We start from the raw sequence: 12,741 nt of genomic DNA, 5'->3' as shown, positions 1-12,741 counted from the left end.
ATTCACCCATGCTTTGGAAGAAAGGACGGCGCAGCGACAACGTGGTGGATGCTCGCGATGACAGTGGCGGCGGTGGCGGCGGTCTGCGCTTTGGCGGCGGCAAGGGCCTGAGCCTGACCGCCATCATCCTGATCGTCGGCATCGGCTGGGTCACCGGCCAGGACCCGTTGCAGATCCTCGGACAACTCGTCGGGCAGATGGATCAGTCCTCGGCGCCCGCCACCACCCAGCAGACCCGCCAGGCGCCGCCAGCCAATGACGAGCAGGCGGAATTCGTCCGTTCCATCCTCGGCGACACCGAAGACACCTGGGGCCAGATCTTCCAGCAGGCCGGACGCGCCTACCAGCAACCCAAGCTCATCCTGTTTCGCGGCCGGGTGAATTCCGCCTGCGGCTCGGCGACTTCCGCCACCGGCCCGTTCTATTGCCCGGCCGACCAGCAGGTGTACCTGGACATGGACTTCTTCCGCGAGATGGACCAGCGCTTCTCGGCCGCCGGCGACTTCGCCCAGGCCTACGTGATCGCCCACGAAATCGGCCACCACGTACAGACCCTGCTCGGCGTCTCGGCGAAGATCCAGGCGGCCCGCCAACAGGGCCGGCAGATGGAAGGCGACGGCGGCCTGCTGGTGCGCCAGGAATTGCAAGCCGACTGCCTGGCGGGCGTCTGGGCCAACCATGCGCAGAAGCGCCTGAACTGGCTGGAGCCGGGGGATATCGAAGAAGCCCTGAACGCCGCCAACGCCATCGGCGACGACCGCCTGCAACAGCAAGGCCAGGGCCGCGTGGTACCGGACTCCTTCACCCACGGCAGCTCGGCGCAACGGGTGCGCTGGTTCAAGGCCGGCTTCACTCAGGGCCAGATCGGCCAATGCGACACCTTCGCGGCGAAGAGTCTGTAATGCGCCGGGGACTGGTGCTGCTCACGTTATGGATGATCTGCGCCGGCGCGCAGGCAGCGGAAAGTGGCGTCAAGACGATCAGCCCCGCGCGGTTGAACCTGGAAGGCGGCGAACTGGCCGTCGGCCTGAGCCAGGACTGGCAACAGCCGCTGCCTGAGATCCAGCGGGCACTGATCATCGTCCATGGGCGCCTGCGCAACGCCCAGACCTACCTGCACAGCGCCGAACAGGCCGCCAGCCAGGCCGGGCAAAGCGCGACCACCCTGGTGATTGCGCCGCAGTTTCTCAATCAGAACGATATCGAGCGTCACCAGTTGCCCGGTTCGCTGCTGCGCTGGCAGGGCAATGACTGGATGGCCGGCGAGCCGTCCAGCGGGCCCAAGCCCCAAAGCTCTTATGCAGTGCTGGACGCGATCATCACGCGGCTGAGCGATCGCCAGCGGTTTCCGTCCCTGACCGAGATCGTCATCGCCGGCCACTCCGGTGGCGCCCAAGTGGTGCAGCGTTTTGCCCTGCTCGGCCAGCATCATCCGGGCCTGGTGGATGACGGCATCAAGCTGCGTTACGTCATCGCCAACCCGTCGTCCTATGCCTACTTCGACGAGCAGCGCCCGGTGAAGGTCGACGCCAATGCGTGCCCCGGTTTCAACCACTGGAAGTACGGCCTGCTCAAGCTGCCGGCCTACGCCGCCGGCCAGACCGCGCAGCAACTGGAACAGCGCTACGTGAAACGCGATATCACCTATCTGCTGGGCAAACAGGACACCGACCCGCACCACCCGGCGCTGGACACCCGCTGCACCGCCGAGGCCCAGGGCGCCTACCGGTTGATTCGCGGGCACAACTATTTCGACTACCTGAAACAGCGCCATCCCCAGGGGCTGCAACAGCAACTGATCGAAGTGCCCGGGGTCGGGCATGACGGCGACAAGATGTTCACCTCGCCCGAGGGGCAGAAGGCGTTGTTCGGCCAGTAGATGTAGTGGTGTCTGGAAGGACGCTATCGCGGGCAAGCCTCGCTCCTACAGATTCGTTGTCGTACCCGGCAGAGGGCTACACCGCAGATCCGTAGGAGCGAGGCTTGCCCGCGATGCTTTTTAAGCCAACACCATCCGCCGTAGAACGCTGCAATCCTCGGCATGCCAGTCGGCCAGCTCCGGCCACGGGTTATCCGGCAGGTTCACCAGCACCGTGTGGGTGCCCGCCGCGCGACCGCAGTCGAGATCGAAGCGGTAGTCGCCGACCATCACCATCTCGGCCGGCGCCACCTCCCAGGCCGCGGCCAGTTTCAGCAAGCCGCCGGGGTGAGGTTTGGGCGGTGCTTCGTCGCGCCCCAGCACATCCTCGACGGCAAAGCAGTCGGCCAGGCCGATAGCCTCCAGGGTGATATGGGCCAGCTCCCGCGCATTGCGGGTCAGGATGCCTAGGCGATAGCCCCGCGCCGCCAGTTCCCGCACCAGCTCCACCGCCCCCGGCGCCGGGCGCGAACCCAGGGCCAGGTCGCGCTCGTGCTCCAGCAGCCAGGCGTGTTTCGCCGCGGCTTCGGCGGCGGGCAAGGCCGCGAGGTGGGTCAGGATGTCGTGCTCCGGCGGGATCCCCAGCGCTTCGCGGATGGCCGCGAAATCATGCACGGCCACCGTCAGGGTGCCGTCCATGTCGAACACCCAGTGACGCACCTCGGCCAGGCTCATGCCCAGTCCTTGCGGTGGCGGATCAGGCCTTCCTGGGTCACCGACGCCACCAGCTGGCCGGCGCGGTTGAACACGCTGCCGCGGGAGAAACCACGGGAATTGCCGGCCCACGGGCTGTCCATGGCATACAGCAGCCAGTCGTCGGCACGCAGGTCGGCATGGAACCACAGGGCGTGGTCGAGGCTGGCGACCTGCATGTCCTTCTGCCACACCGACTTGCCGTGGGGCAGCATCGAGGTGGTCAGCAGGCCGAAGTCCGAGGCGTAGGCCAGCAGGTATTTATGCAGCGCGGGAATGTCCGGCAGCTCGCCGTCGGCGCGGAACCAGACGTATTTGATCGGGTCCGCCGGCTGCGGGTTGTAGGGGTCTTTTTCGGTCACCGGGCGCACTTCGATGGGCTTGGGGCACAGCAGTTTTTCGCGCATGTGCTCAGGGATCAGGTGTGCGCGCTGCTGGGTGATCTCCAGCTCCGACGGCAGGTTTTCCGGGCCGACCACCTGGGGCATCGTGTCCTGGTGCTCGAAGCCTTCCTCGTCGTACTGGAACGAGGCGCTGCAGGTGAAGATCGGGTTGCCCTTCTGGATCGCCGTCACCCGGCGGGTGCTGAAGCTGCCACCATCGCGCACCCGGTCGACCTGGTACACCACCGGCAACGCCGCATCGCCCGGACGCAGGAAATAACCATGCAGCGAATGCACATGGCGGGCCTCTTCGACAGTCTGGCTGGCCGCGGACAGGGACTGGCCCAATACCTGGCCGCCGAACAACTGGCGGAAGCCCAGGTCCTGGCTGCGACCGCGAAACAGGTTTTCCTCGATCGGTTCCAGGGTCAACAGGTCGACCAGATCATCCAACACGTGGCTCATTCAGACTCTCCTCACACAGAGCAATGCCGCGCAGTCTTGGCTGTCGCGGTCGATTCAATCGGGTTCACACACATGGGCACACTCCAGATGCCCCCGACCTGCTATCCATGCAAGGTTTCCAACCATTGTTCGCGGTTGATGCGATACAGCACATGATGACGCAGCGGATGCTCGCTGCCGAGCTTTGGGTGATCGAAATCGTCGTGCCCATCGTGTTGCATGCCGATGGCCTGCATGACTTTCTGCGACGGCAGGTTGCTGGTGGTGGTGAAGGCAACGATCTCCTTCAGGGCCAGGCGATCGAAGCCACAGCGCAGCGCGGTCCAGGCCGCTTCGCTGGCGTAGCCCAGGCCCCAGTGCTCGCGCGCCAGGCGCCAGCCGATTTCCACCGCCGGGGTGAATGGCGCTTCGAAGCCCACCACCCCCAGCCCGGTAAACCCGATGAAGGCCCCGGTGTCCTTGCGCTCCAGCGCCCAGGTGCCAAAACCGTGCTCGGCGAAATGCCCACGGATCCGCCCGATCAACGCGGCGCTTTCCAGGCGGCTCAAGGGGGCCGGAAAGTAACGCATCACTTGCGGGTCGGCACACATCGCCGCAAACGCCGGCAAATCCTCATCGCGCCACTGGCGCAACAGCAGTCGAGCACTTTCGAGTTGCAGTATCGGCTCCATCGTCCCCTCCATTTCCATGCGTGCCAGTCTACATCGCTGGTAGGATCCTTTTCGGATTCCTACATGAAATTGCCATGCCACTGCCGCTGATCTACCACGACGACTACAGCCCCGAGTTCCCGGCGGAGCACCGTTTCCCCATGGACAAGTTTCGCCTGCTGCGCGACCACCTGGTGGACAGCGGCCTGACCCGCGATGCCGACCTGATGCGCCCGGAGCTGTGCCCGAAGGAGATTCTCGCCCTGGCCCACGATCCTGGGTATATCGAACGTTATATGGCCGGCGAGTTGTCGCGGGAAGACCAACGGCGCCTCGGCCTGCCCTGGAACGAAGCCCTGGCCCGACGCACCGTGCGCGCCGTCGGCGGCTCGCTGCTGGCCGCCGAACAGGCCCTGGAGCATGGCCTGGCCTGCCACCTGGCCGGCGGCACCCATCACGCCCACTACGACCACCCGGCGGGCTTCTGCATCTTCAACGACCTGGCGGTGATCAGCCACTACCTGCTCGAAGCCGGTCGGGTCGGCCGGGTGCTGATCTTCGACTGCGACGTGCACCAGGGCGACGGCACCGCGCGGATTCTCGAACATACCCCGGACGCCGTGACCGTCTCGCTGCACTGTGAAAAAAATTTCCCGGCACGCAAGGCCACCAGCGACTGGGACATCCCCCTGCCGATGGGCATGGGCGACGCCGATTACCTGAAGGTGGTCGACGATGCCCTCAATTACCTGCTGCCGCTGTACCAGCCGGACCTGGTGCTGTACGACGCCGGGGTGGATGTGCACAAGGACGATGCCCTGGGTTACCTGAAGCTGACCGACCAGGGCGTCGCCGCCCGCGACGAACAGGTGATGCGCCATTGCCTGGGCCGCGACATCCCGGTGCTCGGGGTGATCGGCGGCGGCTACAGCAAGGACCGCCAGGCCCTGGCCCGCCGCCACGGCATCCTCCACCACAGTGCGCAACGGGTGTGGACGTCATCAGGTTGTCACTGAACGCTGGGCGCCTTACCCACAATGGCTGTGGAGCCGCTTGTGGATAACCTGAGTGCAAGCGGCTACAGACCATGCTGGCTGTGCCTTACAGACAGGTGATCATTTTCTGATCAGGCCCGATAAGCACAGCTGAATGCTGCGAAATGGGAGCGCCAACAGTGATAGCGCAGGAGGTCCTTCGGACCTTTCGCAGCCTGCGGCAGCGGCTACAAAAGCTGCATCAGGCGGTCATGAAAGTGTGGATGCCTTACCCCCAATCTCTGTGGAGCTGCTTGTGGATAACCTGAGTGCAAGCGGCTGCAGGCCATGTTGGCTGTGCTCTACAGACAGGCGATCATTTTTTGATCAGACTCGATAAGCACCACTGAGCGCGGCAAAACGGGAGCATAAATAGTGATGCCGCTGGAGGTCCTGCGGACCTTTCGCAGCCTGCGGCAGCGGCTACAAAAGCTTCATCAGGTGGTCATGAAAGTGTGGATGCCTTACCCCCAATCTCTGTGGAGCTGCTTGTGGATAACCTGAGTGCAAGCGGCTGCAGGCCATGTTGGCTGTGCTCTACAGACAGGCGATCATTTTTTGATCAGACTCTATAAGCACCACTGAGCGCGGCAAAACGGGAGCGCCAATAGTGATGCCGCTGGAGGTCCTGCGGACCTTTCGCAGCCTGCGGCAGCGGCTACAGGAGCCTTCATCAGGCGGTCATGAAAGTGTGGATGCCTTACCCCCAATCTCTGTGGAGCTGCTTGTGGATAACCTGAGTGCAAGCGGCTGTAGGTTAGGCTGGCTGTGCCCTGCAGATCGGTGATCGTTTTTTGATCAGGCCCGGTAAGCATCGCTGAATGCTGCGAAGCGGGAACATGAAGAGTGATGCCGCTGGAGGTCCTGCGGACCTTTCGCAGCCTGCGGCAGCGGCTACAAAAGCTTCATCAGGTGGTCATGAAAGTGTGGGCGCCTTACCCCCAATCTCTGTGGAGCCGCTTGTGGATAACCTGAGTGCAAGGGGCTGCAGGCCATGCCGTACAAGCCCTGCAGAGCACTGAACATTTTTTGATCACCCCTTGTATAAGCCACTGCGGGGCGCATGGAGCATTGGCGGCGGGCCTGCCTCGGGTAGAATGCCTGGCTTATTCCGCCACGCCGCCGCCCGCCATGACTTTATCCAGCACCACCCTGCCCCATCACGTCGCCATTATCGGTGGCGGCCCCGCCGGCTTGATGGCGGCCGAGGTGCTGAGCCTGGCAGGCATCCGCGTCGATCTCTATGACGGCATGCCGTCAGTGGGCCGCAAGTTTTTGCTGGCCGGGGTCGGCGGCATGAACATCACGCATTCCGAGGCCTACCCGGTCTTTCTCTCGCGTTATGCCGAACGGGCTCCGCAGATGGCCCCGCTGTTGCGCGAGTTCGGCAACGAGGCGCTGTGCCAATGGATTCACGGCCTGGGCATCGAGACTTTTGTCGGCAGCTCGGGTCGGGTGTTCCCCACCGATATGAAAGCCGCGCCGCTGCTGCGCGCCTGGCTCAAGCGCCTGCGCGATGCCGGCGTGGTTATCCACACCCGCCATCGCTGGCTCGGCTGGAATGTCGATGGCAGCCTGCGCATCCACAGTCCGGAAGGTGAAAAGTCGGTCCAGGCCGACGCCCTGCTGCTGGCGCTGGGCGGCGGTAGCTGGGCACGCCTGGGTTCGGATGGGGCCTGGATGCTGCCGCTGGAACAGCACGGCGTGCAACTGGCGCCCCTGCAACCGAGCAACTGCGGGTTCGAAGTGCAGGACTGGAGCGATCTGCTGCGCAGCAAGTTCGCCGGCGCCCCGCTGAAGAACGTGGCCATTGGCCTGAACGACGACATCCCCCGCCTCGGTGAATGCGTGATCACCACCACCGGGGTCGAGGGCAGCCTGATCTATGCGCTGTCGGCGCCGATTCGGGACGCGATCAACCGCCACGGCTCGGCCACCGTGCATATCGACCTGCTGCCGGGCAAACCCCATGACCGGATCCAGGCCGCGCTGAGCAAGCCACGGGGCTCGCGCTCCATGGCCAAGCACCTGCACAGCCAGCTGGGCATCGACGGGGTAAAGGCCGCACTCTTGCGCGAACTGACCACTGCCGATTGCTTCGCCGACCCGGCGCTGCTGGCCAAGGCGATCAAGGCCCTGCCGTTGACCCTGGTGAGGACCCGGCCGCTGGACGAAGCCATCAGCAGCGCCGGCGGCGTGACGTTCGAGGCCATGGACCAGCGCTTGATGCTCAAGCAATTGCCCGGCGTGTTCTGCGCCGGAGAAATGCTCGACTGGGAGGCGCCCACCGGCGGCTACCTGCTCACCGCGTGTTTCGCCAGCGGGCGGGCGGCGGGATTGGGGATGATCGAGTGGTTGCGGGAAAAGGCCTGAGGCCTTTCGTGTAGCCGTTGGCGCAGCCTGCGATCGGTCTGGGCGGCATTGCGACGTAACGGCGTAAAACCAAACGCCCCGGTTTTCCAGGAAAACCGGGGCGTTCGTTTTTGCGAGGACTTCGTCCTCGATCGCAGGCTACGCCAGCGGCTACAGAAGCGAGCGGTGTTGAACGCTCGCCAAGGCTTACGGCTTGCGCTTGCGCGGCCCGGTGTTGAACGCCGGCACCTTGCGCACCGGTTTCACCGCCGGGGCTTCGGCCACTTCGCCGCTGTCCACCCACTTGCCCAGGTTGCGCTTGCCGCCACCGCCGGAAGCCTTGGGCTTCTTCGGCTTTTTCGGCTTCTTGATCACCTGGCCGCTGGCGTCGGTTTCCGGCACCCGGTGATCGGGAATGAAGTCCGGCTCGTCATGGCGCTTGAGGGTCTGGCGGGTCAGCATCTCGATGGCCGACAGCAGGTTCACTTCATCGGCGCACACCAGCGAGATCGCCTCACCGGTGGAGCCGGCGCGGCCGGTACGGCCGATGCGGTGGATGTAATCCTCGGCGACGATCGGCAGGTCGAAGTTGACCACCAGCGGCAGGTCCTCGATGTCCAGGCCACGGGCCGCTACATCGGTGGCTACCAGGATCTGGATCTCGCTGGCCTTGAAGCGGTCCAGCGCACGCTGGCGGGTGGCCTGGGGTTTGTCGCCATGGATGCCGTCGGCATTCACGCCCTGGCCCTGCAGCCTTTCCACCAGCGCGTCCACGCCGTTGCGGGTCTTGGCGAATACCAGCACCTGCTTCCAGCGATTCTTGCGCAGCAGGTGGCTGAACAGCTCCGGCTTGCGCTTCTTGTCCACCGTCACCACCCATTGCTTGACGGTGTTGGCGGCAACGTTGCGCGGGCTGACTTCAATGCTCAGCGGATCGTTGAGCATCTGCCCGGCCAACAGGCGGATGGCGTCGGAGAAGGTCGCGGAGAACAGCAGGGTCTGGCGCTTTTTCGGCAATGCCGCGTAGATGTCCTTCAGCTCTTCGGAGAAACCCAGGTCGAGCATGCGGTCGGCTTCGTCCAGCACCAGGGTCTGCAACTGGCTGAACTTCACCGCGTTCTGCCGGTACAGGTCGAGCAGGCGACCCGGGGTCGCCACCAGCAGGTCGATGCCTTTGCGCAGCTTCATCATCTGCGGGTTGATGCTGACGCCGCCGTACACCGCGTAGGTGCTCAGCGGCAGGTGCTCGGCGTACTGGCGCACGCTCTCGTGCACCTGTTCGGCCAGCTCGCGGGTCGGCACCAGGATCAGCGCGCGCACCGAGTTGCTGGCCACTTTCGGCCCTTCCAAGGTCAACGATTGCAGGAGCGGCAAGGCGAAGCCGGCGGTCTTGCCGGTGCCGGTCTGCGCCGCGGCCATCAGGTCGCGACCGCCCAGCACCGCCGGAATGGCTTGCGCCTGCACCGGTGTCGGGGTCTGGTAGCCAAGCGTTTCGAGGGCGCGCAGCAAGGGTTCGATCAGGCCAAGAGTGGCGAATGTCATGGGGATACCGTAGGGAAAAAAGTCAGCGCAGGTGTGCAATGGGCGGCAGTTTACCCTAATTCAGGCGGGTTTCTTTCGGGCTGACGAGTTGCCCTGCCTCCCGCCGTTACGGGGCCCCGGGCGGTGAGCAGCGATAATCTTTGTAGACGCGCCTGGAGCTGCCGGGAGAGGATTCAGTTCTTTTATCCCCATCGCCCCGTCGAAGATCCAGGAGCCTGACCCGTATGGACACCCCCAACCCCTTCCAGACACCGGCCGCCGAGTTGCAGACCCCGGCTGCATCGACCGCGCCATTGCGCCTGTACAGCATCAACGCCGTCGGCCTTGCCACCTTCCTCGGCACTTCCCTGGCGGGGTCCTACATCATCGCCGCCAACCTCAAGGCGCTCGGCCGCGAAAGCGAAGTGAAGAAGGCCTGGTATGTCGGTATCGGCCTGCTCGTCCTGATGATGGTGTTGAGCGCGGTGTTGCCGGAAAGCGTTCCAGCCGTGGTCTTCGTACTGCCACCGCTTTTTGCGATGAACACCTACGCGCGCCAGCTCTTCGGTCCGGTCGTCATCGAATACAAACTCAGCAAGGGGCCTTTCTTCTCCTTGTGGCGCGTCGCCGGGATCAGCCTGCTGTTCATGCTGGCCTTCGTCGTGGCGCTGATACCGCTGGTGATGCTGTTCAACCCGGCCTGAGTACGACAGGCTGGAACAAAAACGCCGGGCAATGCCCGGCGTTTTCGATCGTGCGCCAACCGGCCACTTCAAGCGGTGGCTTCTTCCTGTATCGCGGCGGCTTTTGGCTTGCGCCATTGCGGCAGGCCGATCAACACCACGGCACTGATGATCACCACCATCGCCAGCGCCTCCTCCAGGCCGATGGTCTCGCCGACAAACACTATCCCCAGCAGCACCGCCACCGCCGGGTTGACGTAGGCATAGCTGGTGGCCGCCGCCGGGCGCACGTGCTTGAGCAGGTACATGTAGGCGTTGAAGGCGATGATCGAGCCGAAGCCGGTCAGGTACGCCAGGGCCGCCCAGCCTTCGATCGGCGGAACGGCGGCCAGTTGTTCGCCGCTCAACCAGCTGCCGATCAACAGCACCGCGCCACCCACCAGCATCTCGACGGCACTGGCCATCGCCCCTTGCGGCAACGGCAGGTGCTTGCTCCACACCGAACCGAAGGCCCAGGCCGCCGCCGCGAACACCAGCAAGGCCGCGCCGGTCGGGCTCGACTGCAGGTTGGAACCGAGGTTGAGCATGGCGATGCCGATCAGCCCGAGGACGATCCCGGCCCATTCCAGGCGAGTGTTGCGCGCGCCCCAGAAGTAACCGCACAGCAGGGTGAACAGCGGCACCGTGGCCACCGCCAGGGCTGCCACTCCGGACGCCACGCCCATGTGTTCGGCGACGGTGACCGCGCCATTGCCGCAGCTCAGCAGCAGGATGCCGATCACCCCTGCCGCCCGCCATTGCGCCCAGGTCGGCGCCGGTGCCCCGCGCCAGCGCAGGAAGCCGTACATCAGGCTGCCGGCGATGACGAAACGGATGCCCGCGAGCATCAGCGGCGGCCAGTATTCGACACCGATACGGATCACCAGGTAGGTCGACCCCCAGATCACGTACAGCGCAAAAAAAGCGGCAATCAAAGGCAAGGGAAAACGGCGTAGACCAGGCATGGGAAGCTCGAAGACAGGCAAGGGAGAGGGCTTATTCTAGAAAGCCGGCCGGCGGAACTTAAGTTACAAAACCTGTTTAAAGCGCCAGTACACTTTTCAAAACACGGAGATTGTGGCTATAACCCATGCTTTCGAAAGTCGCTGTATTTGGAAGCCTTATCATGGACAAATATGACCGCATGCTCCTCGCCGCCCTGCTGGAAAATGGCCGGGCGAGCTACGCCGAGCTGGCGCGCAAGGTGAACCTCTCCGCTCCGGCCGTGGCCGAACGGGTGGCCAAGCTCGAAGCCAGCGGAGTGATCACCGGCTACCAGGCCAAGGTCGACCTGGCCAAGCTCGGGCTGCCGATCCAGTGCGTGATCGAACTGCGCATGGCCCAGCACGGCAATCAGAAGGCCTATGACGAACTGAGCCGGATCCCGCAACTCACCGAATGCCAGCGGGTCACCGGCGATCCGTGCGTGATCATGCGCGCCGCCGTCGGCTCGATGCCGGAGCTGGAAGAGCTGATCAACCGCGTTGCCCAGTTCGGGTTCAGCAAGACCTCGATCGTGCTCTCCAGCGCCATCGAACAGCGCGTGCCGCTGGGGCATCTGGAAAGCAACGGCAAATAAGCCAATCCACGCCGCCTGTAGCCGCCTGTAGCCGCTGCCGAGCCCCAGCGAGGCTGCGATCGGCTCCGCAGGAGACGCGCTCTTGAGGGCCTTGGAAGGCTCTTCGAGCCTTATCGCAGCCTCGCCAAGGCTCGGCAGCGGCTACAGATGGCTACAGGCGGCTACAGGGATTACGGATCAGGCGTCGCGATGACGCTTGAGGTGTTCGCCGATCTTGGCGGCCGGCACTTTCTGCAATTTGCACAGGAAGTCGTGGGACAGCTCGCGCAGCCCGTGTTTCTGCCGCAGCTCCAGCGCCAGGTGCGCGGTGAGGTTGGCGGCCATTTCCGCGTCGGCCATGGCCCGGTGAGCCTGGCCGGTATGGGGCAGGCTGGCGAACGTGGTCAGGGTGCCGAGCTTGTGGTTGGGCGCCGCCGGCATCAGCCGTCGCGCCAGCAACAGGGAACAGGCAAAGTTCTGCAAGCGGGTGCGCTTGATCCGGCCCAGCTCGTAGTCCCAGAACTTCTGGTCGAACGCGGCGTTGTGCGCCAGCAGCGGCGTGGTGCCGACGAACTCGTTGACCTCGTTCATCACCTGCTCGGCCGGCGGCGCGCTGCGCAGCATGGCGTTACTGATGCCGGTCAGCTGTTCGATGAAGGCCGGCACCCGCACGCCGGCATTCATCAGGCTCTGGTAACGCTCGACGATGCGCCCCTGCTCAAGGATCACCACGGCGATTTCCGTGGCCCGGCAACTGCTGCTCGGGGAGATCCCGGTGGTTTCAAAGTCGATGACTGCGATGCGTTCCAAACCTGTCCAGCTCCATCCAAAAAATAGTCAGCTCAGCTTTTGAGCAGTAGCGCGCCTTCGATCGGCACGTAGCGCGTGGCCGCGCGAATCAGCGAATTGGCGGTGAGTCCCGGTACGCCATAGGCAACCGCTTCGACGCCGTGCTTGCTGATGATGCGCTCCAGCAACAGGTCGAAATCGCCATCACCGGAGGCCAGCACCACTTCGTCGACATGGGCGGCGGCGTCCATGATGTCGATGGTGATACCCACGTCCCAGTCACCCTTGGCCGAGCCGTCGCTGCGCTGGATATAGGGTTTGAGTTTTACCGTGAAGCCCAGGTTGCGCAGGATCTGCTGGAATTGCTGCTGCTTGCTGTCGCCCCGGTCGATCGCATAGGCATAGGCCTCGACTATCTGCCCGCGTTGGCTGATGTCGGCCCACAGGGCGGCATAGTTGAAGTGGCAGCCATAGGCCTGGCGCACGGTGTAATAGAGATTCTGGACATCGGCGAACACAGCGATTTTTTTCACCGCTTATCCTCATGGCGCTCACGCGCGCGAACTGGGCCGGGACTCAAACCCTGAAAAGTCGCCCAGTATGCCAGCCAGAAGGAAGGTTCCGCGAATAATCGGTCCGGGACGCAGTGGCGTTCC

13 protein-coding genes are annotated in these 12,741 nt (G+C 64.2%); 6 read left to right on the top strand and 7 right to left on the bottom strand.

Annotation, left to right across the window (positions count from 1 at the left end):
• Positions 1-8: 8 nt before the first annotated feature.
• The gene (locus NRG23_RS23375) at positions 9-902 is read left to right on the top strand and encodes a neutral zinc metallopeptidase (RefSeq protein ID WP_009050996.1); all 894 of its coding nucleotides are present in this window, start codon (positions 9-11) and stop codon (positions 900-902) included.
• On the top strand, positions 902-1,879 hold the full coding sequence (locus tag NRG23_RS23370; RefSeq protein ID WP_257372370.1) for an alpha/beta hydrolase: 978 nt from the start codon (positions 902-904) through the stop codon (positions 1,877-1,879). The genes NRG23_RS23375 and NRG23_RS23370 overlap by 1 nt, the downstream gene beginning before the upstream one ends.
• 120 nt (positions 1,880-1,999) lie before the next feature.
• Here NRG23_RS23370 and NRG23_RS23365 read toward each other — a convergent pair whose 3' ends face one another.
• The 3 genes from NRG23_RS23365 to NRG23_RS23355 form a co-directional block, all read right to left on the bottom strand.
• Positions 2,000-2,593 carry an HAD family hydrolase gene (locus tag NRG23_RS23365; RefSeq protein WP_257372369.1) on the bottom strand — a complete coding sequence of 198 codons (594 nt, stop codon included), beginning with the start codon at positions 2,591-2,593 and terminating at the stop codon, positions 2,000-2,002.
• Positions 2,590-3,459, bottom strand: coding sequence for an acyl-CoA thioesterase II (tesB, locus tag NRG23_RS23360; RefSeq protein ID WP_009050999.1), 870 nt, complete (start codon positions 3,457-3,459; stop codon positions 2,590-2,592). The genes NRG23_RS23365 and tesB overlap by 4 nt, the downstream gene beginning before the upstream one ends.
• Before the next feature lie 101 nt (positions 3,460-3,560).
• Positions 3,561-4,130, bottom strand: coding sequence for a GNAT family N-acetyltransferase (locus NRG23_RS23355; RefSeq protein WP_009051000.1), 570 nt, complete (start codon positions 4,128-4,130; stop codon positions 3,561-3,563).
• A 74-nt stretch (positions 4,131-4,204) separates the two neighbouring features.
• On the opposite strand from NRG23_RS23355, the gene NRG23_RS23350 reads away from it, so the two are divergent.
• Together NRG23_RS23350 and NRG23_RS23345 are read left to right on the top strand one after the other, a co-directional pair.
• Positions 4,205-5,125 carry a histone deacetylase gene (locus tag NRG23_RS23350; protein WP_009051001.1) on the top strand — a complete coding sequence of 307 codons (921 nt, stop codon included), beginning with the start codon at positions 4,205-4,207 and terminating at the stop codon, positions 5,123-5,125.
• Between the two features lie 1,149 nt (positions 5,126-6,274).
• Positions 6,275-7,516, top strand: a complete 1,242-nt coding sequence (locus NRG23_RS23345; RefSeq protein ID WP_029526833.1) for a TIGR03862 family flavoprotein — start codon at positions 6,275-6,277, stop codon at positions 7,514-7,516.
• A 186-nt stretch (positions 7,517-7,702) separates the two neighbouring features.
• Here NRG23_RS23345 and NRG23_RS23340 read toward each other — a convergent pair whose 3' ends face one another.
• Positions 7,703-9,037: a DEAD/DEAH box helicase gene (locus NRG23_RS23340; RefSeq protein ID WP_016703731.1), complete on the bottom strand. Its 1,335-nt coding sequence runs from the start codon at positions 9,035-9,037 to the stop codon at positions 7,703-7,705.
• 224 nt (positions 9,038-9,261) lie between these two features.
• Here NRG23_RS23340 and NRG23_RS23335 point away from each other — a divergent pair, with 224 nt between their 5' ends.
• Positions 9,262-9,720: a hypothetical protein gene (locus NRG23_RS23335; protein ID WP_257372363.1), complete on the top strand. Its 459-nt coding sequence runs from the start codon at positions 9,262-9,264 to the stop codon at positions 9,718-9,720.
• A gap of 68 nt (positions 9,721-9,788) precedes the next feature.
• Here the strand turns inward: NRG23_RS23335 and yedA are convergent, their stop codons facing one another.
• Positions 9,789-10,703: a drug/metabolite exporter YedA gene (gene yedA / locus NRG23_RS23330; protein WP_041987370.1), complete on the bottom strand. Its 915-nt coding sequence runs from the start codon at positions 10,701-10,703 to the stop codon at positions 9,789-9,791.
• A 161-nt stretch (positions 10,704-10,864) separates the two neighbouring features.
• On the opposite strand from yedA, the gene NRG23_RS23325 reads away from it, so the two are divergent.
• Positions 10,865-11,317: an Lrp/AsnC family transcriptional regulator gene (locus NRG23_RS23325; RefSeq protein ID WP_009051006.1), complete on the top strand. Its 453-nt coding sequence runs from the start codon at positions 10,865-10,867 to the stop codon at positions 11,315-11,317.
• A 177-nt stretch (positions 11,318-11,494) separates the two neighbouring features.
• Here NRG23_RS23325 and NRG23_RS23320 read toward each other — a convergent pair whose 3' ends face one another.
• The gene (locus NRG23_RS23320; RefSeq protein WP_038635302.1) at positions 11,495-12,106 is read right to left on the bottom strand and encodes a PolC-type DNA polymerase III; all 612 of its coding nucleotides are present in this window, start codon (positions 12,104-12,106) and stop codon (positions 11,495-11,497) included.
• 32 nt (positions 12,107-12,138) lie between these two features.
• Positions 12,139-12,618, bottom strand: a complete 480-nt coding sequence (locus NRG23_RS23315) for an NYN domain-containing protein (RefSeq protein WP_009051008.1) — start codon at positions 12,616-12,618, stop codon at positions 12,139-12,141.
• Positions 12,619-12,741 lie beyond the last annotated feature (123 nt).

This window comes from Pseudomonas sp. T8 (genome assembly GCF_024610635.1).
Lineage (GTDB): Bacteria > Pseudomonadota > Gammaproteobacteria > Pseudomonadales > Pseudomonadaceae > Aquipseudomonas > Aquipseudomonas chlororaphis_I.
Note: the sequence above shows the minus strand (reverse complement) of the source record. Positions and strands in the feature narration are given on the sequence as shown.